Annotated in this window: 21 protein-coding genes; 11 read left to right on the forward strand and 10 right to left on the reverse strand. The window is 67.0% G+C overall.

The genetic code is table 11. The features are described from left to right. The first annotated feature begins 4 nt into the window (after positions 1-4). Positions 5-1,237 (forward strand): cytochrome P450, encoded by a 1,233-nt coding sequence (locus A5733_RS03010; RefSeq protein WP_076239020.1) that lies wholly within the window; start codon positions 5-7, stop codon positions 1,235-1,237. Then, on the forward strand, positions 1,215-1,409 hold the full coding sequence (locus A5733_RS03015; protein ID WP_076239021.1) for a ferredoxin: 195 nt from the start codon (positions 1,215-1,217) through the stop codon (positions 1,407-1,409). Before A5733_RS03010 ends, A5733_RS03015 begins: the two co-directional genes overlap by 23 nt. On the opposite strand, the gene A5733_RS03020 is transcribed toward A5733_RS03015, so the two are convergent. From A5733_RS03020 to A5733_RS03040, 5 genes are all read right to left on the reverse strand, one after another. Further along, positions 1,396-1,854: a nitroreductase family deazaflavin-dependent oxidoreductase gene (locus A5733_RS03020; RefSeq protein WP_076239053.1), complete on the reverse strand. Its 459-nt coding sequence runs from the start codon at positions 1,852-1,854 to the stop codon at positions 1,396-1,398. The genes A5733_RS03015 and A5733_RS03020 overlap by 14 nt on opposite strands. A gap of 19 nt (positions 1,855-1,873) precedes the next feature. Continuing rightward, positions 1,874-3,487 carry an HNH endonuclease signature motif containing protein gene (locus tag A5733_RS03025; RefSeq protein ID WP_076239022.1) on the reverse strand — a complete coding sequence of 538 codons (1,614 nt, stop codon included), beginning with the start codon at positions 3,485-3,487 and terminating at the stop codon, positions 1,874-1,876. A gap of 383 nt (positions 3,488-3,870) precedes the next feature. Further along, positions 3,871-4,623: an endonuclease VIII Nei2 gene (nei2, locus tag A5733_RS03030; RefSeq protein ID WP_076239023.1), complete on the reverse strand. Its 753-nt coding sequence runs from the start codon at positions 4,621-4,623 to the stop codon at positions 3,871-3,873. 12 nt (positions 4,624-4,635) lie between these two features. Further along, positions 4,636-9,162 (reverse strand): ATP-dependent helicase, encoded by a 4,527-nt coding sequence (locus A5733_RS03035; protein WP_076239024.1) that lies wholly within the window; start codon positions 9,160-9,162, stop codon positions 4,636-4,638. A gap of 35 nt (positions 9,163-9,197) precedes the next feature. Beyond that, positions 9,198-9,851, reverse strand: coding sequence for a TetR/AcrR family transcriptional regulator (locus tag A5733_RS03040; RefSeq protein WP_076239025.1), 654 nt, complete (start codon positions 9,849-9,851; stop codon positions 9,198-9,200). Between the two features lie 71 nt (positions 9,852-9,922). Between A5733_RS03040 and A5733_RS03045 the strand changes: the two genes are divergently transcribed. Together A5733_RS03045 and A5733_RS03050 are read left to right on the forward strand one after the other, a co-directional pair. Beyond that, complete coding sequence (locus A5733_RS03045; protein WP_076239026.1) at positions 9,923-11,281, forward strand: cytochrome P450; 1,359 nt, start codon at positions 9,923-9,925, stop codon at positions 11,279-11,281. 79 nt (positions 11,282-11,360) lie between these two features. Continuing rightward, positions 11,361-12,785, forward strand: coding sequence for a lipase maturation factor family protein (locus A5733_RS03050; RefSeq protein WP_076239027.1), 1,425 nt, complete (start codon positions 11,361-11,363; stop codon positions 12,783-12,785). On the opposite strand, the gene A5733_RS03055 is transcribed toward A5733_RS03050, so the two are convergent. Next, positions 12,765-13,568 (reverse strand): SDR family NAD(P)-dependent oxidoreductase, encoded by an 804-nt coding sequence (locus tag A5733_RS03055; protein WP_076239028.1) that lies wholly within the window; start codon positions 13,566-13,568, stop codon positions 12,765-12,767. The genes A5733_RS03050 and A5733_RS03055 overlap by 21 nt on opposite strands. A 9-nt stretch (positions 13,569-13,577) precedes the next feature. Beyond that, a complete protein-coding gene (locus A5733_RS03060) occupies positions 13,578-15,128 on the reverse strand; it encodes an aldehyde dehydrogenase family protein (RefSeq protein ID WP_076239029.1) in 1,551 nt (516 codons plus the stop codon). Between the two features lie 53 nt (positions 15,129-15,181). Between A5733_RS03060 and A5733_RS03065 the strand changes: the two genes are divergently transcribed. Together A5733_RS03065 and lat are read left to right on the forward strand one after the other, a co-directional pair. Then, a complete protein-coding gene (locus A5733_RS03065) occupies positions 15,182-15,646 on the forward strand; it encodes an Lrp/AsnC family transcriptional regulator (RefSeq protein ID WP_076239030.1) in 465 nt (154 codons plus the stop codon). 52 nt (positions 15,647-15,698) lie between these two features. Further along, positions 15,699-17,033: an L-lysine 6-transaminase gene (gene lat / locus A5733_RS03070; RefSeq protein WP_076239031.1), complete on the forward strand. Its 1,335-nt coding sequence runs from the start codon at positions 15,699-15,701 to the stop codon at positions 17,031-17,033. Here the strand turns inward: lat and A5733_RS03075 are convergent. Beyond that, a complete protein-coding gene (locus A5733_RS03075; protein ID WP_142253774.1) occupies positions 17,011-17,586 on the reverse strand; it encodes a restriction endonuclease in 576 nt (191 codons plus the stop codon). The two genes, lat and A5733_RS03075, sit on opposite strands and share 23 nt — an antisense overlap. Positions 17,587-17,659: 73 nt before the next feature. On the opposite strand from A5733_RS03075, the gene A5733_RS03080 reads away from it, so the two are divergent. From A5733_RS03080 to usfY, 3 genes are all read left to right on the forward strand, one after another. Then, the gene (locus tag A5733_RS03080) at positions 17,660-18,343 is read left to right on the forward strand and encodes a PAS and ANTAR domain-containing protein (protein WP_076239032.1); all 684 of its coding nucleotides are present in this window, start codon (positions 17,660-17,662) and stop codon (positions 18,341-18,343) included. Positions 18,344-18,423: 80 nt separating this feature from the next. Continuing rightward, positions 18,424-19,041, forward strand: coding sequence for a flavodoxin family protein (locus A5733_RS03085; RefSeq protein WP_076239033.1), 618 nt, complete (start codon positions 18,424-18,426; stop codon positions 19,039-19,041). Positions 19,042-19,054: 13 nt separating this feature from the next. Further along, on the forward strand, positions 19,055-19,363 hold the full coding sequence (gene usfY / locus A5733_RS03090; protein ID WP_076239034.1) for a protein UsfY: 309 nt from the start codon (positions 19,055-19,057) through the stop codon (positions 19,361-19,363). Positions 19,364-19,433: 70 nt separating this feature from the next. Here the strand turns inward: usfY and A5733_RS03095 are convergent, their stop codons facing one another. Beyond that, positions 19,434-19,676 carry a CsbD family protein gene (locus tag A5733_RS03095; RefSeq protein WP_076196477.1) on the reverse strand — a complete coding sequence of 81 codons (243 nt, stop codon included), beginning with the start codon at positions 19,674-19,676 and terminating at the stop codon, positions 19,434-19,436. 151 nt (positions 19,677-19,827) lie between these two features. On the opposite strand from A5733_RS03095, the gene A5733_RS03100 reads away from it, so the two are divergent. Then, positions 19,828-20,502, forward strand: a complete 675-nt coding sequence (locus A5733_RS03100; protein WP_067768444.1) for a HemK2/MTQ2 family protein methyltransferase — start codon at positions 19,828-19,830, stop codon at positions 20,500-20,502. Next, entirely contained in the window at positions 20,499-20,714 is a 216-nt protein-coding gene (locus A5733_RS03105; RefSeq protein ID WP_076239035.1) for a CDGSH iron-sulfur domain-containing protein, read from the forward strand. Before A5733_RS03100 ends, A5733_RS03105 begins: the two co-directional genes overlap by 4 nt. Here the strand turns inward: A5733_RS03105 and A5733_RS03110 are convergent. Then, the gene (locus tag A5733_RS03110; RefSeq protein WP_076239036.1) at positions 20,694-21,725 is read right to left on the reverse strand and encodes an iron-containing redox enzyme family protein; all 1,032 of its coding nucleotides are present in this window, start codon (positions 21,723-21,725) and stop codon (positions 20,694-20,696) included. The two genes, A5733_RS03105 and A5733_RS03110, sit on opposite strands and share 21 nt — an antisense overlap. Positions 21,726-21,912: the final 187 nt, after the last annotated feature.

A 21,912-nucleotide genomic window follows, 5' to 3' on the forward strand; every position in this document is an offset into this window, starting at 1 on the left:
TGGCATGAGTGGGCCGACGACACTGCCGCCAGTACACATGCGGCGCAATGGCTTCGACCCCACCCCTGACCTCGGCGAGATCCGCGAGACGGATGGTGTTCGCGCCGTCGTCAGCTCGTTCGGCAACCGCGTCTACCTGGTCACCCGCCACGAAGACGTCAAGGCGGTGCTGTCGGACCACGAACGGTTCTCCAACGGCAGACCACCCGGTTTCGCGCTTCCCGGCGCGCCGGTGATGTCCGAGGAAGAACTGGCCAGCGCGCGGGCCGGCAACCTGCTCGGACTCGACCCGCCCGAGCACCAGCGATTGCGCCGCATGCTCACCGCGGAGTTCACGATCCGCAGGATGAAGCGGCTGGAACCCCACATCGTGGAGATCGTCGATGCACACCTGGATGCCATGGCCGCCGCGGGACCGCCGTCCGATCTGGTGGCCGACTTCGCATTGCCCATCCCCTCGCTCGTGATCTGCGAACTGCTCGGGGTGCCCTACACCGACCGCGAGGACTTCCAGCACCGCTCGGCACGTCAACTCGATCTATCCCTGCCGATCGCGGAACGCTTTGGGCTGCAACGTCAGGCTCGCGACTACATGCGGCAGCTGGTGGGTGGGGCCCGTCGCGATCCAGGTGAGGACATCCTCGGCATGCTGGTGCGCGACCATGGTGACGAATTGTCCGACGACGAACTCGTCGGCATCGCCGGGCTACTACTGCTCGCCGGTCACGAAACCACGTCGAACATGCTGGGCCTGGGTGTGCTGGCACTGCTACGCCACCCAGAGCAACTCACCGCGGTGCGTGATGATCCGGACGCCGTCGGCCCCGCCGTCGAGGAACTGCTGCGGTGGCTGTCCATCGTGCAGAACGCGATCCCCCGCTTCACCACCACCGACGTCGAGATCGCCGGGGTGCGGATCCCCGCGGGCGAGTTGGTGTTTGCCTCACTGCCGGCCGGCAACCGCGACCCCGACTTCATTCAGGATCCCGACATTCTCGACATCCGCCGCGGCGCACCCGGGCATCTGGCCTTCGGACACGGCGTACACCATTGCCTCGGCGCGCCGCTGGCCCGCATGGAAATGCGGATCGCCCTGCCGGCCCTGCTGCGGCGCTTCCCGGACCTGGCGTTGGCCGAACCCTTCGACGATGTCGCCTATCGGTCTTTTCACTTCATCTACGGGTTGAAATCGTTGGCGGTAACGTGGTGGTGCCATGAGGGTAGAAGCAGATCGTGACGCATGCATCGCGTCGGGGAACTGCGTGATGGTCTCCGACGTGATCTTCGATCAGGACGACGACGGTATCGTCGAGGTGCTCGTCGACGAGGTTCCCGACGACGGGATCGACCATGCCCGCGAAGCCGTCAAGCTATGTCCCGCTTCGGCTTTGAAGCTCACCGGACAGTGAGCTCGGGCGTCAACACGATCACCGGAATGGGTCGCGTCGTACGCTTCTGATAACCGATGTAGCGATTCTTGTTACCCGGCATGTCATTGACGATCCGCCACAGCCTCGGGTAGTCGACATCCTCTGGGAGCACGGGTTGTGCTGTGACGGTGAACCGCTTGGGGCCGACGTTGATCTCCGCCTGAGGATTGGCCTTGAGGTTGTGGTACCAACCCGGGGCCTTCGGCTCCCCACCCTTCGACGCCACAACCAGGTAGTTGTCGCCGTCACGGGCATAGGCGAGCGAGCTGGCCCGGTGCAGACCGGTCTTGGCGCCCACGGTGTGCAAGATCAGCGTCACCGGACCGCCCGGGATGCGGTGCCCGATTCGGCCATCGGTGGCCTTGTAGACCTTGTCGTGCAGCATCAACATCGGCAGGCCGATGCACCTCTCCCACCACGGCATGCTCATGCTGTCGATCTTCTCAGAATGGAGGTGGTGGCCCGTATTCTTCGGCGAGCCAGATTTGGTATTGGCGTTCGACGTCGAGGTCGTTGTTGATTTCGGCGCGGAGGTGTCGTTCTTCGGCGATGCGTTCTTGGCGTTCTTGTTCGCGGGTGTGGCTGCGTTTGGGCATTCGCATGCCACGGTGCGGGTTGGGGGTTTCGGGTTCGGGTTTGGGGAGGTTGAGGTCCCCGGTGGGTTGGCCCAGGATGGGAAACAGGGTGGCGCCGTGGGCTTCGGTGGTGTAGGTGTGCCCGGTGGGTGTGTTGAATTCGACGGTGCCATCAGGTGATTGGCGATCGGCCCAGCCGGGGCAAAACGTTTTGACGAGATGGTGTGTGCGGCAATACATTTTGGTGTTCGACGGATGGGTCGGCCCGGCCGGATAGGGCACGGTGTGGTCGACATCGCAGTACTGTGCGGGTTTGTCACAGCCGGGGAACCGGCAGGTCAGATCCCGCCAGAAGATGAACTCCCGCAACGCCACCGACGGGCGATACCCAGGCTCACCAGCCGGGGTCTCAGCGGTGGTGGCCGGGGCGGCAACAGGAGAATCCATGGTGGCAGCGCCCCCGGCGCCTCCGGCGCTAACGGTCTCCGCGGTGTTGCCGGTCGCGGCCTCACGAGAGTCAGCTGCCTCGCCGGTATCGGCGGCCACATCCACAGCGTCGCCGGTGGTCTGGGGGGTGGGGTTGTCGTCGGGTAGGCGCACCGGTTTGCGGGTGGCGTTGGCGGCCAGGTCGCGCACGCTTTGAGCGGGCACGATCCCGTAGCCGGGTAGGTAGCCGGGGGTGGGACTGTTGGCATCGAGGGTGGCTTGCTCAGCCAGCAGGTGCACCACCGCGGCATCGGCAGCAGCCCGGGTGCCTGCTGCCGGGCAGTCTGGGGTGCGGCACAGGCAGGGCAGGTGGTCTTGCAGTCGGGCCAACGCCCCGGCGGCATCGGCGCGGCGCTGATCGAGTGTGCGGGGATCATCAGGGCAGACGGTGGCCGCGAGGGCGTCGAGGCGTTGATCGAGGGCGGCGGCATCCCCGACCCGTAGATTGCCCCACACCGTCGCCATACCGGGGATGGTGCCGGCCTCGACGCTGAAATGCCGGCCCTCATCGATCTGCGGGGGTACTCGTTCACCGTTGGGATCCAGTCGGGCCACCCATTGGTCGATGCGGTCGCGCAGTTTGCGTTTCGACAACCGCATCCAACTTCCGGCGCGGGCGGCCAGGGCTTCGTCGACAGCAGCCCAGGCGGTGGGGTCGACGGTGTCGGTGCGGTTGATGATGACCAACACCATGCGCATGTCGATGGCCCCGGAGGCGAACAGGGCCGCCACCTGGGGGAGCCGGTCACGCAGGACGCGGGCGTGGCGGATCTGTTCACCGGCGCGGTGGCGGCTGATGTTCAACGCCGCGGAGATTTCGGCGGCGACCGATTCGAATGGGTCGGTGCGCCAATACACCGTGTCGGCCAGTTCGTGTTCGCGGCGGGTGTCCAACGCACCGATGGCGGCCAACCGCGCGGCGATCGCCGCGGATTCTGCCCGCGCGGCAGCGCTCATCGCGTCGATGAGGGCCGCATCAGAATCAGTGTCGAACACATGTTCGATTATGCCATCACCGACCGACAACCACAGGATTTCTCAGCACATCGGTGACATTTCTGCATCAGGACATCGGTGACACTGCTGGTGGTGGTTGACACTTCTGGTCCCAGGCTCGAGCGATGGTGCTTCTCGCGGCAGGCCATCCGGTCAACCGGCATCGCCAGAAACCACCGACCGCGACGAGGGCTTCGACGATCGACGCCAGCGTCGTGGACGCCTTCTCGTCAGCACCGGCGACGCGACATCATCACCGACCTGCAAGGCGAGGCCCTCGCCGAGCGCATCCGCCCCGCACCCTGCATCCAATACGTCGGCAACGGCCGACACGCGCACTCATTCTCATCACATCGGTGATGGCTGGCCGCTGGCCCACAGACTCACGTCTGACAGCTCGGGCACCAGTACGTCACCCGTTCACCGCCCCAGTCGGTCTGGATCAGGGTTCCGCAGCGTCGGCATGGCTCGCCGGCGCGGCCGTACACCCACAGTTGCCGCCCGGTCCGGGTGTCACCGGTAGTGGTCCGATTCCAGCGGGACCGGTTGAGCCACAGCATGTCCCGCGCGCGCTGCACGACGCGTAGCGGGTCGGTCAGCGTGCTGACGGGAGAGGTCGGCAGCCGGCCGAACACGAAACACAGTTCGTTGCAGTACACATTGCCGACGCCGGCCATCACCCGCTGATCGAGCAACGCCTGGGCCAACTCGCGGTCCGGGTCGGCAGTGAGATTGGCGGCCGCGGTGCGTGGATCCCAGTCCGGGCCGAGCAGGTCTGGGCCCAGGTGCTCCACGGCCGCCATATCGTTGTCGCGGTCCAGCACTTCCAGTACACCCAGATCTATCCCGGTGGCTCGACTGTCTGCGGTCTCCAGCACAGCACGGATCCGGTGCGGTGCGGCTTTGGACCACCCGATACGCCAGCTGCCCTCCATCTTCAGATGGGAATGGATGCTGGCCGGGCCTACGCGGATGAACAGGTGTTTGCCCCGGCTGAGGACTTCGTCGACGGCATGTCCGCTCAGGTCGACAGTGGCGTACCGCGGCACACGGATGTCGCAGCGCGTCAACGCCTTTCCTTCCAGGGCGTCGCGCAGCGCCGTGGCGGTGTGGAAGACGGTGTCACCTTCAGGCATGGCACCACGAACCTACCGAAGTCGCAGCCCACGCGGGGTACGGGAGAATCCGGCACCGGTCAATGCATCCTGCACGGCGGCGCGGTCGTCGTCGACCCCGGGATCGAGCACCGCGACACCGTTGATCCGTTCCACCAACAGTGACGGGATCCGTCGGGTGCTCACCAGATCGGCCAGCGCGGCCGCGGCCGCTCGTTGGGTCTCGGCATCGGAGGTGAAGCTCAGCAGGGTCCGGCCACCGCGTTCCAGGAACCACACCAACTGCCCGTCGACCAGTGCGACCAGGGCTCCGGCTTTTCGGCCGGGCCGGTGGGTGTCGTCGCCGGCGCGCTCGGGCCAGGCCAGCGCCGCTCCGTAGGGGTTGGCCGGGTCGGTCGCCGCGAGCACCACTGCGTGGTATTCCGGCCGCTGGGGGTCGACGCCGTCGAGGTACGAACGCAATCGGTCAACCGTCGATGCGGCGGCGAACTGAGCCCCGCCCAGCGATTCGACGAAATAGCCGCGCTGGCAGCGGCCGGCGTCCTCGAATGCACTCAACACCTTGTACAACGTGGCGAACCCGCCGGGCACCCCCTCGGCGGCCGCCGCTCCCTTGGTCAGCACCCCGTGCCGGTTGAGCAGCAACTCCGCCTGGAAATGCGCTCGCACCGTCGAATCCGGTTCGGCAGCAGGCAAAGCCGACCACCGGCCGGACACCAGCGGATCGGCCGCGCGGCTCTGTGGGCGTGCGACGCTGTAGCGGCTGAGCCGTGGCGGGCGCTGGCGCTGTCGGTGCGCGGGCGTGCCGGATCGTCTTGAACCTGCCAGGCCGGACAGCATCGCCCGCACCGGGGCAAAGGTGTCCCCGGTGACCCACCCGGCCCAGATCAGTTCCCACAACGCGGTTTTCAGATCAGAGTCAGCGGCCTGATCGGTCAGTTGACGGAAGAAATACGCCCCGCCGTGCCCCAAGGTCTCCATGATTGCCCGGTGGGTATCGGTGAACTCGATCTCGGCGGGGGCGGCCAGTGTGAGCGGCGCGGAGTCAGCCAGGTGGAACGCCACCCAGCCGTCGCTGGCGCCGATCTGGCCGGTGCCCGACCACATGACTTCGCCGGAGGCTAACAGTTCGTCGAGCATGGCCGGCTGATAGTCGCGGACGCGTTGGCCGAACACCAGAGACTCCACCGCCGATGCCGGGACGAGCGCCCCGGCCAACTGCTCGATCACCGCAGCCAGCCCGTCGATCCCGGAACTGTGGGAGGAACCGACATGCTGCCACGACGGCAGGAACCGGCCGAATGCCGCGGTGCTCACCGGTTCGACCTGAGCGCGCAGGGCGGCCAGGGAACGACGACGCAGGATGCGCAAGACCTCGGCGTCACACCACTGATCGCCAGGGAGATCGTCTACGAATTCACCGCGCACCAGCCGGCCATCAACGGCCATGCGGCCCAGCACATCTGCGGTCACCCGCAGGCCCAACCCGAAGCGGGCGGCCACCTCGGTGGTGGTGAATGGCCCGTGCGTGCGGGCGTAGCGGCCGATCAGATCCCCGAGTGGATCGTCGACGGATTCGGTGAACGCGGCAGGAACCCCGACGGGCACCGGCGCACCGACCCCGTCCCGCAGCAAGCCGATGTCCTCGACTGCGGCCCACCAGGTTTGCCCGGCATAGGTCACCGCAAGTGCGCGCTTGGCGGCATGCAACCCCTCGAGCCACCCTCCGATGGTGTCGGAGGTGGAACGGTCGGTGATCTCGGCCTCGGTGAGCGGGCCGAGCATCCGCAGCAGATCGGTCACTGCCTCGGCGTCGCGGGCTGCCCGCTCCTCGGTGAGGTGTTGCAGCTGCGCCGACGTCGAGGCGACCACCGCCGGGTCCAGCAATTCGCGCAGCTCGACGCGGCCCAAGAGTTCGGACAGCAACACGGTATCCAGCGCAAGCGCCGCGGCTCGTCGCTCGGCCAACGGGCTGTCGCCCTCGTACATGAAGGCGCCGACGTAGCCGAACAGCAGTGAAGCGGCGAACGGTGACGGGGTGGCGGTTTCCACCTCCACCACCCGCAGCCGGCGCTGGGCCACCCGGCGCATCAACTCGGTCAGGGCCGGGACGTCATACACGTCCTGCAGGCATTCGCGCACTGTCTCCAGAATGATCGGGAAGTCCGGATACTTGCGGGCGATGTCGAGTAGCTGTGCAGCGCGCTGTCGTTGGTGCCACAACGGAGAACGCTTGCCGGGATGCCGGCGAGGCAGCAGCAGGGCCCGCGCCGCGCATTCGCGGAACCGGGACGCGAACAGTGCCGAACCGCCCACTTCCGCGGTCACAATCGGCTCGATCTCGTCGGCCTCGAACACGAACAGATCGGCGCCTGGAGGGTTCTCGCCGCTGTCGGGCAACCGCACGATGATGCCGTCGTCAGAGGCGGTGGGCTTTTCGTCGATGCCGTAGCGTTCCCGCAGCCGGCGGCCCACGGCCAATGCCAACGGTCCGTGCACCCGCAGGCCGTATGGAGAGTGCAGAATCACCCGCCAGTCGCCGAGCTCGTCCCGGAAGCGCTCCACCACGAACGTGCTGTCGCTGGGGACGACGCCGGTGGCCGTACGCTGATCGTGCAGCAGCTGATAGAGGTTGTCGGTGGCGAACCCGGCGAAACCCATTGTCTGGCAACGTGTATCGAACTCGCTGCGGTCGAGCGCGGCCAGCTCCCCGGTGAATGCACCGACTGCGGCGCCCAGCTCGGCGGGCCGGCCGACGCTGTCACCGCGCCAGAACGGCAGCCGGGCCGGCTGCCCGGGGGCCGGGATCACGAGCACCCGGTCATGGGTGATCTCGGTGATCCGCCAACTGGTGGCACCCAGTGAGATGACGTCGCCGGGCCGGCTTTCGTAGACCATCTCCTCGTCGAGTTCACCCACCCGCGAAGGCTTTTCGGAGTCGGTGGCCAGGTAGACGGTGAACAGGCCACGGTCGGGGATCGCCCCGCCGGAGGTGACGGCCAGGCGTTGCGCGCCCGGGCGCCCGGTCAGCGTTCCGGTGTCGCGGTCATACACCAGCCGCGGCCGTAGCTCGGCGAACTCGGTGGACGGATACTTGCCCGACAACAGATCCAGCGTCGCCTCGAACGCGCTGCGCGGCAGCGTGGCGAATGGCGCACTGCGCCGCACCGCGTCGAACCAGGCGTCGGCGTTGACCGGTTCCAGGGCCGCCACCGCCACGGTGTGCTGGGCCAGCACGTCGAGCGGATTGGCCGGGACGTGCATGGTCTCGATCTCACCGGCGCGCATGCGCTGCACCGTCACCGCACAGCCGATCAGGTCGGTCCGGTGCTTGGGGAACAACACGCCCTGGGAGATCTCGCCGACTTGATGCCCGGCACGCCCGATGCGTTGCAGTCCACTGGCCACCGACGGCGGTGACTCGACCTGGATCACCAGATCGACCGCGCCCATGTCGATACCGAGTTCCAGGCTGGAGGTCGCGACCACGGCGCGCAGCCGGCCGCTCTTGAGATCGTCTTCGACCTGGGCCCGCTGCTCCTTGCTGACCGAACCGTGGTGGGCCCGGGCCAGCAGCGTCGGTGCGCCGTTGGCCTGGCCGCTGGCCATGAGTTGGGCCGGTGCACCGCCTCCGACCTGTGGATTGTGGTCTAGCGCGAGCTCGATCCCACACCGCTCGGCGTGGATCTCGTTGAGCCGTGAGGTCAGCCGTTCGGCCAGCCGGCGCGAGTTCGCGAACACGATCGAGGATTGGTGCGCCTCGATGAGATCGACGATGCGTTCCTCGACGTCGGGCCAAATCGATTGGTTGTCGGGCGCGGCCATGTCCGGTACCGGGACCTGGACCGACAGATCGAAGGTCTTGGCGGTCGGCGGCGCGACGATCGTGGTGGGGGCCTGCCCGGACAGGAACCGGGCCACCTCCTCGGGTGGGCGCACCGTCGCGGACAAGCCGATCCGCTGGGCCGGCTTGTCGAGCAACTGGTCGAGCCGCTCCAGCGACAGGGCCAGGTGGGCGCCGCGTTTGGTGGCGGCGACGGCGTGGACCTCGTCGACGATCACGGTCCGCACGTTCGCCAATGTCTCGCGGGCTGCCGACGTCAGCATCAAGAACAGTGATTCCGGGGTGGTGATCAGGATGTCGGGCGGCTTGCTCAACATCGCGCGGCGTTGGCTGGGGGTGGTGTCCCCGGAGCGGACGCCGACGCTGATCGACGGGCCGGGCACTCCGTGGCGCTCGGCGACGCGGGTGATGCCGGTCAGCGGGGTGCGCAGGTTGCGCTCGACGTCGACGGCCAGCGCTTTGAGCGGTGACACGTACAGCACCGTCGTGCCCGGCCGAGGATCAGGCGGCAACTGGGCCAACTCGTCGATCGCCCACAGGAACGCCGCCAGGGTCTTGCCGGAGCCGGTGGGTGCGATGACCAGGGTGTTGTGCCCCTCGGCAATGGCTGACCAGGCCTGGCCCTGCGCAGCTGTCGGCGCCGGGAAGGCAGCAGTGAACCACTCCCGGGTCAGCGCACTGAACCGGGCCAGTGGATCGGCCGGCGCGGAGGGCACTCAGCCATACTGCCGCGCGCCACCGACAAGTGGTGTCAGCGGTGCTCAGGGGCGGCCGCAGAGGCCAGTTCGGCGGGCAACCCCGATACCCGCCCGAGGGCGTCCAGAAGGGCGTGTGCGCAGCTGTCGGCGACGAAACCGGCGTCGATCGACGGGTCGATGAGCCGTTGCCGGCACATCTCGAAGGTCAGGGCCAGCCAGCCGTAGACGGTGGCCCGCACATCGCGTTCGACTTTGGCGTCCAGCGGCTCGGATACGGCCTCGGCGATCCGGCTCATGATGCGGTCGGCTTGGCGGTCGTTGTCGACGTCGTCGACACCACGCAGCACCGGATCGGTGCGGCCCATCCCCATGTAGGCGGCCCAGGCGCCGTGCGGATGTTCCTCGTCGTAGCGCAGATAGGCCAGCACGCCGGCGCGTAGTTGACCGAACAGGCTCAGCCCGGGCTCGGCCGGGGTGCTGGTGGCCTCGAACAGGAGCTCCGCCTCGGCGCGCACCACGGCGGCGAAGAAAGCCCGCTTGTCGGGGAAATAGTGGTACATCAGGGCCCGTGAGACCCCGGCGCGCTCGGCGATCTCGTCGATGCGGACCTCGTCGTACGGACGCTGACCGAACACCTCGGCCCCCAGCGCCAGCAGCTCGTTGCGTCTGTCGGCGGGGGACAGCCGGCGTCTCGACTCGGCACCCACGGGTGCAGCCTAACCCGCAGCGCCCCGAGGCTTACTTGACACATGTATAACAAGGCCGGAATCCTGAAGTCATGACCGTCGTGGGGACCCTGCCACATCCACCGCGCCGGGTGCCGTTGCTCGGGGATGTCTTGAGTCTGCAGTCGGATTCGTCGATGCAGGCCGCGATGGGCATGGCCGAGCTCGGACCGATTTGTGAATTCACGTTCCTCGGGGCCCGCTATGTGGTGGCCGCCGGTGCCGACGCAGTTGCCGACCTCAACGACGAAACCCGGTTCTGCAAGCATGTCGGCCCGGACATCGAGGCGCTGCGAATCGTCGGAGGCGACGGGCTTTTCACCGCCTACAACGACGAGCCGAACTGGCTCAAGGCCCATCAGCTGCTGATGCCGGCGTTCAGCCAGGCCGCGATGCGGCGCTACCACGCGACGATGTTCGACGTCGCCGGTGAGCTGACCGACCGGTGGGACCAGCAGGCCGGGAACGGGGCGACCGTCGACGTCTCGGCCGACACCACCCGGGTCACCCTGGAGACCATCGGGCGCTGTGCGGCCGGTTATTCGTTCGGGTGCTTTCAGTCCGACGCCACGCACCCGTTCGTCACACACATGGTGTCCGCGCTGCTGGGAGCCGACCGCCTCGGCGTGCTGCGGCAAACCTTCCTGCCGAGCCTCGCCTACCGGCGCTACGAGCGCCGGATCCGCCGCGACGCACAGTACCTGCACGCACTGGCCGACGACATCGTCTCCGAGCGCCGGTCTGAGCGGTCGGGCGACCACCACGATCTGCTGCAGATCATGTTGGAGTCGGATCTCGACGCCGAGAACATCCGTTACCAGCTGATCAACTTCCTGATCGCCGGGCATGAAACGACCTCGGGCGCACTGTCATTCGCGCTCTACTTCCTGTCGCGGCATCCCGAGGTGTTCGCGTTGGCCCGCGCCGAGGTCGACGCGGTCTGGGGTGACGAACCGCGGCCGGGGTACGAGAAGATCGCCAAACTGCGGTACGTGCGGCGGGTCCTCGACGAGTCGCTGCGGCTACAGCCGACGGTGCCGGCGTATTACCGCGCGGCCCGTGAGGACACCGTGCTGGCCGGAATCCTGCCGATGCGCAAGGGCGACTGGGCATTGGCGCTCACCTCGACCCTGCACCGCGACCCCCGATGGGGGCCTGACCCCGAGGCGTTCGACCCGGACCGCTTCTGTCCGGAGCAGATGCGGTCGCGTCCCGGCGGGCTGTACAAACCGTTCGGCACCGGTGAAAGAGCGTGCATCGGAAGACAGTTCGCGCTGCACGAGGCGGTGTTGCTGCTGGCGGTGCTGATCCGGCGCTACGACCTGATCGCCGATCCGGGCTACCGGCTGCAGGTTCAGGAGCGGCTGACCATGATGCCCTCCGGTTTCCGATTGGGCCTGCGCCGCCGCTGATTCGGCAGCGGCAGGCGTGAAGGCGCCCGATTCGGGGTACCGTCATCGTGGACAGACCGCATCGTTGACAGGTCCGCGTATGGAATGGTTCATCGCAGACGAATACTGGCTGGCCCGCCAGGTATTGCAGCGGGGGACCGCCGCGATCTATCTGGTCGCGTTCATCGCGGCGGCCCGGCAGTTCCGCGCCCTGCTCGGCACCCGGGGGCTGCTGCCGATACCCCGATTCCTGGCGGCCACCTCGTTCCGGCAGGCGCCGAGCCTGTTCCACTTCCACTATTCGGACCGATTCTTCGCCGCGGTGTGTGGGGTCGGAGCGCTACTCTCGGCGGCCCTGCTGGCGGGGTTCGGAGATGTCGTTCCGTTGTGGGCCGCCATGCTGACCTGGCTGTCGGTATGGGCGTTGTACCTGTCGATCGTCAACGTCGGGCAGACGTGGTACTCGTTCGGTTGGGAATCGCTTCTGCTGGAAGCCGGGTTCCTGATGACGTTTCTGGGCAATGACGACGTCGGACCCCCGCTGCTGGTGTTGTGGCTGGCCCGCTGGCTGTTGTTCCGTGTCGAGTTCGGCGCGGGGTTGATCAAGCTGCGCGGGGATCCATGCTGGCGCAACCTGACCTGTCTGTACTACCACCACGAGACTCAGCCCATGCCCGGGCCGTTGAGCTGGTTCTTCCATCACCTGCCCAAGCCGTTGCACCGGATCGAGGTGGCCGGCAACCACTTTGCCCAACTCGTCGTGCCGTTCGCGCTGTTTGCCCCGCAGCCCGTGGCGAGCATGGCGGCGGCCATCGTGATCGTCACCCAACTGTGGTTGGTCATATCGGGCAACTTCGCCTGGCTGAACTGGATCACGATCGTCCTGGCGTTCAGTGCAATAGCGGTCTCGCCACGCCAATCCGGGCCGACCCCAGTGTGGTTCGTCGTCGTGGTGATCGCGTTCGCTGCCGCGGTGGTCGTCTTGAGCTACCGGCCGGCGCGCAATCTGTTCTCCAAGAGGCAGCGGATGAACGCCTCCTACGACCGCTATCACCTGGTGAATTCCTACGGGGCGTTCGGCACGGTCGGACGCACCCGCGACGAGGTGGTGTTGGAGGGCACGACGGATTCCGAGCTGGGTGAGCACACGGTGTGGAAGGAATACGAGTTCAAGGGCAAACCGGGTGATGTTCGACGGTGGCCTCGGCAGTTCGCGCCGTATCACCTGAGGCTGGACTGGCTGATGTGGTTCGCGGCCATCTCGCCGGCATACGCCCAGGGCTGGCTGCGGACATTGCTGACCCGACTGCTCGAGAACGACCGCGCCACCCTGAAACTCCTGCGGTACAACCCATTCACCGACCAGCCGCCCCGCTACGTGCGCGCCGTGCTGTACCGGTACGAGTTCAGCACTTGGGCCGAACTGCGCCGCGACCATGTCTGGTGGCGACGCATCTCGCTGGGTGTGTATGTTCCGCCGCAGTCGTTGCCGTCGGCGGGGCGTTCATCGGCCGGCGCGCAGTGACCGCTGGTAGCGGCGCATCCCGGCGATCCAGCGGTCGTAATCCGAGCCCTTGTGGCGGTACATGTCGAGGACCTGTGGATGGGGGAGTACCAGGAACCGGTCTGCCTTGACCGCGTCCACCGTGGCTGCCGCCACGTCCTGGGCACTGATCACCTCACCGGACCCCACGATCGACGCCGCGCCGGCCGCGACGTCGGGATCCGTGGCGCCGCGCACCGCATCCAGCAGTGGCGTGTCCACCCCGAGCGGGCACACGCAGCTGACCCCGACGCCGTCGTCGCCGTAGGTGATGGCCAGCCATTCGGCGAAGCCGACCGCGGCGTGCTTGGTCACCGCGTACCCCGCCGCCCCGATCTGAGACAGCAGACCGGCTGCCGAGGCGACCGACACGAAGTAGCCGCCACCTCGCGACAGCCATTGCGGGACAAGCACTTGGGCGGCCCGGACATGGGCCCGCAGGTTGACGTCGAGAATGACGTCCCACTCCTGGTCCGTGGCCAGACCGGGCGCCCCGATGATGCCGGCGTTGGCGACGTAGATGTCCACCGGGCCGAGCGCGGTGGCGCTCAGCGCTTCGATGTCCGCGGAGGCGGCGGCGTCGGCCCGCACTCCGAGGGCCTTGCCGCCGGCCGAATGGATCTGTGCGGCAGTCTGTTCGGCCGACTCGCCGTCGAGGTCGGCGGCGATCACCCGGGCGCCGGCGGTGGCGAACGACGCGGCCAGGGCCCGGCCGATTCCCGATCCGGCGCCGGTGACGACAACCACCTTCTGTTCGATGTCCATGAGCAGTTCTTATCCGAAATGCACGCCCTGGGCCAACGGCAGTTCCGAGGAGTAGTTGATCGTGTTGGTGGCGCGACGCATGTAGGCCTTCCAGGCATCCGAACCGGATTCGCGGCCACCGCCGGTGTGCTTCTCACCGCCGAATGCGCCGCCGATCTCGGCGCCGGAGGTCCCGATGTTGACATTGGCGATGCCGCAGTCGGATCCATCGGCGGCCAGGAACCGTTCGGCCTCCCGCACGTCGGTGGTGAAGATCGACGACGAAAGGCCCTGCGGTACCGCATTGTTCAGTGCGACGGCGTCATCGAAGGTGTCGTAGGTCATGACGTAGAGGATCGGGGCGAAGGTCTCGGTGTGCACGACGGCCGTCTGAGCGGGCATCCGCACCACCGCGGGGGCGACGTAGAACGCGCCCTCCATGCCGAGGTCATGGCGCTCACCCCCGAACACCTCACCGCCGTCGGCCTCGGCCTGCTCCAGGGCACCGACCATGTCCCGGTAGGCGCGGGTGTGGATCAGCGGCCCGACCAGGGTGCCCTCGGCGCTGGGGTCACCGATCGGCAGGCTGCGATACGCCGCGACGATGCGCGAGACCACCTCATCAGCGATCGAGGAGTGCACGATCAACCGGCGCAACGTCGTGCACCGCTGCCCGGCAGTACCCGCGGCCGAGAACACGATGGCGCGCACCGCGAGGTCCAGATCCGCCGAGGGCGTCACGATCGCGGCGTTGTTGCCACCCAATTCCAGCAGCACCTTGCCGAACCGGGCCGCCACCCGTGGCCCCACCTGTTGGCCCATCCGCACCGAACCGGTAGCGCTAACCAGGGCGATCCGCGGATCGTCGACCAGTTGCTCACCCAGCTCGCGCTCACCCAGGATGAGTCGGGCCACGCCCGCCGGCGCACCCACGTCCGAGGCGGCCCGCTCGATCAGTGCCTGGCAGGCGATCGCGGTGAGCGGGGTCAGCTCGGAGGGTTTCCACACCACGGTGTCACCACAGACCAGTGCGATCGCGGTGTTCCACGACCACACCGCGACCGGGAAGTTGAACGCGGTGATCACCCCGACCACGCCCAGCGGGTGCCAGGTCTCCATCAGCCGGTGTCCGGGCCGCTCGGAAGCGATGGTGCGGCCGTACAACTGCCGCGACAGGCCGACGGCGAACCCGCAGATGTCGATCATCTCCTGCACCTCGCCCAGAGCCTCGGAGGTGATCTTGCCCGCCTCGATCGTCACCAGCGTCGCCAGATCGGCCTTGTGCTCGACGAGCAACTCGCCCAGGCGGGCCACCAACGCGCCGCGCACCGGCGCCGGTGTGGTGCGCCAGGTCGAGAATGCCTGCGCCGCATCGGTGATCGCGGCGTCGACGTCGTCCGCACCGTGTTCGGTAAGCGTGAAAAGTACGTCTCCACTGATCGGGGTGCTGGCGGTCAGGCCACTGCCCGCGGCGGTCGGTTCACCCAACTCGGCGCGGGCACCAACCGCATCCAGGGCGTGCCGTACCCGTCGTCGCAACTGTTCGGCGGTGGGGAGCTCGGTCCGTTCGGTGGTGGTCATCGGCTGCCTTTCTGGGGTCAGTTCAGGCTGGGTGAGGGGTTACAGTGCGGGCCATGGGCGAAGCCGACGGACACGTGCTCGACGACACCGACCGGATCCTGGTCCGCGCGCTGGTCGCGGACGGCCGGGCGACCCTGGCGCAGCTGGCGTCCGCGGCCGGGCTGTCGGTGTCCGCGGTGCAGGCCCGGGTGCGTCGACTGGAGTCGCGGGGCGTGGTGACCGGATATGCAGCGCGGCTCAATCCCGAAGCGCTGGGCCACATGCTCTCGGCGTTCGTCGCCATCACCCCTCTCGATCCGTCCCAACCCGATGATGCCCCCGCCCGGTTGCAGCACATCCCCGAAATCGAATCGTGCCACTCGGTGGCGGGCGAAGAGAGCTACGTCCTGCTGGTCCGGGTCGCCTCGGCCCGGGCCTTGGAGGACTTGCTCCAACGCATCCGGACGGCGGCCGATGTCCGCACGCGCAGCACGATCATCTTGCAGACATTTTACAGTGGTCGGGACTATATTCCGTAACAGTTGCGGTCATAAGTGGGAATGGCCGTAAAAATTTCGCTAAAGTGGCGTCATGACTGCAGTGCTGACGTCCCCGGTACAGGTGAGCCCCGACCAGGTGCATGCGGTCCTGGCGCGCAGCATCCTGACCGACGGCTTCGACTTCGTCCTCGACGTGGACCGCTCCCGCGGCTCGCACTTGGTGGATGCGCGCAGTGGCGAACATTTCCTGGACATGTTCACGTTCTTCGCTTCGTCGGCGCTCGGGATGAACCACCCCGCGCTCGCCGATGACGAAAGTTTCCGCGCCGAACTCGCCGCGGCCGCGGTCAACAAACCCAGCAACTCCGACATCTACAGCGTGCCGTTGGCCCGGTTCGTCGACACCTTCCGCCGCGTGCTCGGTGATCCGCGGCTGCCGCACCTGTTCTTCGTCGACGGCGGGGCGCTGGCGGTCGAGAACGCGCTCAAGGTGGCATTCGACTGGAAGAGCCGGCACAACGAGGCCCGCGGGATCGACCCTGCCCTGGGAACCAGGGTGCTGCACCTGCGTGGAGCGTTCCATGGGCGCAGCGGATACACCTTGTCGCTGACCAACACCGATCCGGTCAAGGTGGCCCGGTTCCCGAAGTTCGACTGGCCACGGATCGAGGCTCCGTATCTTCGGCCCGGCGTGGACATCGCTGCGCTTGAAGCCGATTCGCTGCGCGCGGCGCGGGCGGCGTTCGAGGCCTACCCGCACGACATCGCCTGCTTCATCGCCGAACCGATCCAGGGTGAGGGCGGTGACCGCCATCTGCGGCCCGAATTCTTCGCCGCGATGCGTCAGCTGTGCGACGAGTTCGACGCCCTGATGATCTTCGACGAAGTGCAGACCGGCTGCGGTATCACCGGAACGGCCTGGGCCTACCAACAATTGGGTGTCACACCGGATGTGGTCGCCTTCGGGAAGAAGACACAGGTGTGCGGGGTGATGGCCGGCGGCCGCACGGACGAGGTCGCCGACAATGTCTTCGCGGTGAGCTCGCGGATCAACTCCACGTGGGGCGGCAACCTGGTCGACATGGTCCGTTCACGGCGCATCCTGGAGGTGATCGAGTCCGAGGATCTGTTCGGCAACGCAGCGGTGACAGGCAGTTACCTGCTCGGTCAGTTGCGGCAGTTGGCCGACGATTTCGCGGGCGCGGTACTCGACCCACGCGGACGAGGTTTGATGTGTGCGTTCAGCCTTCCCTCGACGGCTGCGCGTGACGAGCTCGTGCGCCGGTTGTGGGACCGCCGCGTGATCATGCTGCCGAGCGGTACCCATTCGGTACGGTTCCGGCCCGCACTGACGGTGACGCCCGGCGAGATCGACGCCTGCCTCGACGCCATCCGGGACGCGCTCAGCCGTCGTCTGGGAGGCTAGGGGCGGCGGAGGCAGCCCGCCGCAAGATCGATTTCAGCCGGGGTAGATCTGCCCCGGCAACCAACTCGCAGCCGTGCAGCTCGGCGAGTTTGCGTGCAGCCGGGGTGAATTCGTTGTTGGTGACTACCATCGTCCGGGCGCAGTCCTGCATCGGCGCGCCCGCGACAACCTCCTGGACGGCGGCGGTGCCCACCGGACGGGACAATCGTTTACATTGCACGGCAACCCGGTTCGGGCGATGTCCGACGATCAGATCCACGCCCCAGTCACCCGTGAGAGGCGTCATGATGACCGGCAACCCGCAGCGTCGTGCCACATGGGCCACGTGGTCCTCGAACTGCAATCCGGTCATCTCGGTGGCCGCCTGTTCCCGCGCGGTCGGGGTACCTGCCCCCGCGAAGGCCCCCCGCACAAAACCCGGGGCGCAGGCGATCCCCAGGGAAACCGCCGCGCCGGTGGCCAGGCTCCACCCGGTCTCCACGCCGGCCAGGTGGCACGCCATCGCCGCCGCCACCCCGGCTGCGAGGTAGAGCTTGATCCGAAGCCGTCTCACAGCCGGAAATGCTAGAGACCGGCGCTGACAATTCGCCCCACCTACCTCCAGCTAAGCGCGCTACTCTCGACCCGTGACCAGTGAACCGGCCGCGGAGGACTTCGAGTCGCCGATTGAGCATGCACTTGCCGGCGGCGAACCGCAGCGCGTCGGATGGTTCCGGTTCTATTTCGCCGACGAGCGCTGGGAATGGTCGCCGCAAGTCGAGCGGATGCACGGGTACGAGCCGGGCACCGCGCATCCGACGACCGACCTGGTGCTCTCGCACAAGCACCCCGAGGACTACGGTCAGGTGGCCGCCACGCTGGAGGAAATCCGGCGTACCTCCGGTGCCTTCAGTACGCGGCACCGCATCGTCGACACCACGGGCGATGTCCATCATGTCGTCGTGGTCGGCGATCAGTTGTTCGACGACGCCGGTGCGGTCGTCGGCACCCACGGCTTCTATGTCGACGTCTCGCCATCGGTGGCGCAGGCACACGAGCGGGCCGTCACCGAGGTGGTTGCCGAGATCGCCGAGGCCCGCAGCGCCATCGAGCAGGCCAAAGGCATGTTGATGTTGATCTACCGGATCAACGCCGACGCGGCGTTCGAGCTGCTGAAGTGGCGTTCACAGGAAACCAACACCAAGTTGCGGCTGCTGGCCGAGCAGTTGGCGAATGACTTCCTCGACCTCGACTACACCGAGGTCTTTCCCAACCGTGTGGTGTTCGACCGGCTGCTGCTGACCAGCCACTTGCGGGTCGCCGAGGTTTAGAACGCCCTCTTGCAGGGAAAACCCCCTCCGCTGAGTCGTAGCGATGCGGGGAGTTGTGCAATGGCGAGAGGACCGGGTCGATGACCGCTCCAACCTTGTCGGCACTCGCCCTCGTTTGCAGCCTCAAACGCTCTCCGGCCGAGTCCAGCAGCTCGCTGATCGCTGATCAGGTCTGCCAACACCTCACCGTGCTCGGCGTCGGCACCGAATCGTTGCGGTGCGCCGACTACACGATCGAACCCGGGGTCGAGCCCGACATGGGCGGGGATGACCAATGGCCGGAAATCCGCAAGAAGGTCCTCGACGCGGACATCCTGTTGCTGGCGACGCCCGTGTGGCTTGGCCACCCGTCGAGCATCGCGCAGCGGGTTCTGGAACGGCTCGACGCCGAACTGTCCAACACCGACGACGCCGGACGCCCGGTGCTGGCGGGCAAGGTGGCCCTGGTGGCGGTGGTGGGCAACGAGGACGGCGCGCACAAGACGGTCGCCGATCTGTTTCAGGGCCTCAACGACGTCGGCTACAGCATCCCGGCTCAGGGTTGCACGTACTGGAACGGTGAGGCGATGCACGGCACCGACTACAAGGATCTCGACGAGGTACCCAGTGCCGTCGCCGATGCCACCGGCGCTGCCGCGCGCAATGCGGCACATCTGGCCGGGCTGCTCAAGACCGGGCAATACCCGCGTTACCAATGAGAGGGAGTGAATGATGAAAGGCCCTGACGATCCTGTTGACCACACCAGGACGACCCGGCCGCACGCCGGGGAGACGATGAAGGACAACCGCAACATGCCGGCGCTGGCAATGATCGGTGTCGGCGTGGTGCTGTTCGTCGCGTGCCTGTTTGCCTTCGCCACCGGCAACAGTGGGGTGGCGGTGTTGCTGGCAGTGCTGGCGGCCATCGGCATCCTCGGTGGCGGGCTGTGGCTGGCCATCGCACACCAGCGTGTCCGGCGAATCGAAAAGCAGTGGTACGCAGAGCATCCGGATGTCATAAGGCAGACGCCGAACAGTTGAGGCGCACAAAGAAGATGGCCCAGCCCCGGTGGGCTGGGCCATCTCTTCAACCCGGTATGAGTCGTGCGACCTACGGCCGCTGACTGGCCTGCTCGCGCTTCTCCGCTGCCTTGGCTCCGGCCCGGGCCGAGTCGGCTTCGGCCTCCTTCTTGGCGGCGTCCTGCTGGGCATCGGCCTTGTCCTGCTGAGCTTTACCCTCTCGAACGAGATCTTCTCGCCCGGTGACGGTACCCACGGCTTCCTTGGCCTTACCCTTGACATCCTCGACGGTGCCCTTGATGGCTTCTTCAGGTCCTGAGTTCTTCTCGGTCATGCTTACCTTTCCGCTACTGGAGTGGATTGGTGGTTCCACGCGGCTTCTCCACGCAACCGCTGGGTTCCCGGATACCTCGCCGCTAAACCTGGCGGTTTGCCCTTCCCCGGTATGGGTATCGAATAGGAGTTACTCCGGGAAGGGAGCAAGAATGGCCGTTGAGACCATTGCCGTTGGCGCCGAGGATGTTTACCAACCACAGCACGATTCGTGGCTGCTCATCGACGCGCTCGAACGTAGCGACGCGGTGGCGGGCCGCCGGCTGGTGGACCTGTGCGCCGGCAGCGGCGTCGTGGCCATCGCTGCGGCCGAGTTGGGTGCCGCCCGGGTGACCGCGCTGGACGTCTCGCCCAGCGCGATGCGATGCACTCAGGCCAATGCGCTTGCCGCACAGGTCGATGTCGAGGCCAAGCTCGGCTCGTGGACTCAGGCATTCGAACACGAGCCGTTCGACGTCGTGGTGTGCAATCCACCCTACGTCCCCGTCGGCCCGGACACCCCCGCATCGATCCCGTTGGCCGGTCCGATGGTCTCGTGGAACGGTGGTCTCGACGGCAGGCTCGTCCTGGATCCGTTGTGCCGCTCGGCGGCGGCCATGTTGGCCGACGGCGGCTCGCTGTTCCTCGTGCAGTCCGAGTTCTCCGATGTCGAAGAGTCGCTCACCTTGTTGCGCGACGGTGGTCTGGACGCCGACGTCTGCGCCACCCGGCAGATCCCGTTCGGCCCGGTGCTGCATTCTCAGGCCCAATGGCTGCGCGAGACGGGGCGGTTGACGCACAGCAGGGCCGAGGAAGAACTCGTCGTGATCCGGGCGGACAAGCGATGACCGACCGGCGGGAGGTGCGGGTCGTCCAAGGCGGCCCGATCCTCGTCGAGGGGCCGGTGCGGATCGAACTGCCCGATGGGACGACCGTCGAAACGGACCGGTTCATGGTGGCGATCTGCACGTGTCGCCGGTCCAAGACATATCCGTTGTGCGATACCAGCCACCGTAAGGTGCTGCGTGGTGGAAAAGGGTCAGGCAAGCGCTCGGCATAGCGAGCTGCGGTCGGCCGACCAGCATTTCATCAGGTGGTCGGCCAGCCTGCCCTCCAGAGCGTTGAAAGCCCGGATGCCGAACACCACGTCGGCATCCAATTCGGGCTCCCGCCGAACCAGATCGCCGACCACGTCATGGCGAACCACCTGCTCATGGACAGCGTCGGCTTCGACATGTTCCCGGTAGAAGTGCACGCACTCTTGGGGCGCCGCCATCCGCTGCAGTGCGGCCATCAGCCGCTGTGAGCCGGGGGAGGAGGTGATCTCGGTAGCGGCGAAATGCCCTGCGGCCGCGCCGCGCAGCCGACGGTGCAGCCCGAACATCGACATCAGGTTCACCACCGCGAGGGACTCGGCGGGGACCACATTCAGATAGCCCAGATAGCTACAGTCCAGCCCGGCGGCCGTCAACAGGTCGCCGAACAGTCGTTGGTGCAGACGGGCACCCGAGCCGGCCCCGTATTCGTCGAACTCGACCGCGACGAAGGAGGCCTTCGCCTGGCCGCCCAGGCGGGGGATCAGCCAGGCATGCGGATCGCCCTCTTTCAGGTGATACAGCGACCGATGCACGAAGTATTCGCGCATCTGGTCCCAGCTGCCCTCGTCACGCAGGTAGTACGACGGTCCCGTCCCGCCCGCCGGTTCCACCGACAGCCGGGCCATTTCCTGTTCGGCAGTGTCTTCGGGATCGATCGGGCCGACCTCGCGACGGACGGCGGCGAGAAAGATCCGTTCGAACTGCGACCGTAGGTGCAGCAGACCTGCGTTCCATTCCCAGTCGGAATCGACGTCGGCGAAGCCGCGGTAGTGCAGCTCGTAGCAGATGTACAGGGCCAGCTGCACATCGAGGCCGAGCGGATCGGAGTCGCGCAGCGGAACCCACACCGGTTCGAGGTGATTGTGGGGTGCGCGGTCGCCGAGTCGTTCGATCACCGCGGCAGAAACGGGTCCCTGCGCATGCGGGAGCCGAGGCTGGGTGCTGGACGGGAGTCCGGATGGAACAGTAGTCATTTCGTCGCAGTTATTCCCGGTCGTGGCGGTAGGTAAACGGTTTGTCCGAAGGGTCGGGCGGGTATCAGCTATCCATTGGATGCGAGGTGAGCCATGACAACCCAACGTAGGCTCGACGGCCTGTTCGGGCGTATCTCCGAGATCATCGAAACCCAGTGCCGGCGCGCCCTTGGCGAGCAAGCCGTCG

Source organism: Mycobacterium sp. NS-7484, from assembly GCF_001953975.1.
Classification (GTDB): Bacteria; Actinomycetota; Actinomycetes; order Mycobacteriales; family Mycobacteriaceae; genus Mycobacterium.

Coding starts and splice junctions, on each gene's coding strand:
- A5733_RS03055 (WP_076239028.1), bottom strand. CDS start 13,568: ATGGACATCGAACAGAAGGTGGTTGTCGTCACCGGCGCCGGATCGGGA.
- A5733_RS03015 (WP_076239021.1), top strand. CDS start 1,215: ATGAGGGTAGAAGCAGATCGTGACGCATGCATCGCGTCGGGGAACTGC.
- nei2 (WP_076239023.1), bottom strand. CDS start 4,623: ATGCCTGAAGGTGACACCGTCTTCCACACCGCCACGGCGCTGCGCGAC.
- usfY (WP_076239034.1), top strand. CDS start 19,055: ATGAAAGGCCCTGACGATCCTGTTGACCACACCAGGACGACCCGGCCG.
- A5733_RS03010 (WP_076239020.1), top strand. CDS start 5: ATGAGTGGGCCGACGACACTGCCGCCAGTACACATGCGGCGCAATGGC.
- A5733_RS03105 (WP_076239035.1), top strand. CDS start 20,499: ATGACCGACCGGCGGGAGGTGCGGGTCGTCCAAGGCGGCCCGATCCTC.
- A5733_RS03060 (WP_076239029.1), bottom strand. CDS start 15,128: ATGACCACCACCGAACGGACCGAGCTCCCCACCGCCGAACAGTTGCGA.
- A5733_RS03050 (WP_076239027.1), top strand. CDS start 11,361: ATGGAATGGTTCATCGCAGACGAATACTGGCTGGCCCGCCAGGTATTG.
- A5733_RS03020 (WP_076239053.1), bottom strand. CDS start 1,854: ATGCCGTGGTGGGAGAGGTGCATCGGCCTGCCGATGTTGATGCTGCAC.
- A5733_RS03100 (WP_067768444.1), top strand. CDS start 19,828: ATGGCCGTTGAGACCATTGCCGTTGGCGCCGAGGATGTTTACCAACCA.
- lat (WP_076239031.1), top strand. CDS start 15,699: ATGACTGCAGTGCTGACGTCCCCGGTACAGGTGAGCCCCGACCAGGTG.
- A5733_RS03085 (WP_076239033.1), top strand. CDS start 18,424: ATGACCGCTCCAACCTTGTCGGCACTCGCCCTCGTTTGCAGCCTCAAA.
- A5733_RS03065 (WP_076239030.1), top strand. CDS start 15,182: ATGGGCGAAGCCGACGGACACGTGCTCGACGACACCGACCGGATCCTG.
- A5733_RS03110 (WP_076239036.1), bottom strand. CDS start 21,725: ATGACTACTGTTCCATCCGGACTCCCGTCCAGCACCCAGCCTCGGCTC.
- A5733_RS03045 (WP_076239026.1), top strand. CDS start 9,923: ATGACCGTCGTGGGGACCCTGCCACATCCACCGCGCCGGGTGCCGTTG.
- A5733_RS03095 (WP_076196477.1), bottom strand. CDS start 19,676: ATGACCGAGAAGAACTCAGGACCTGAAGAAGCCATCAAGGGCACCGTC.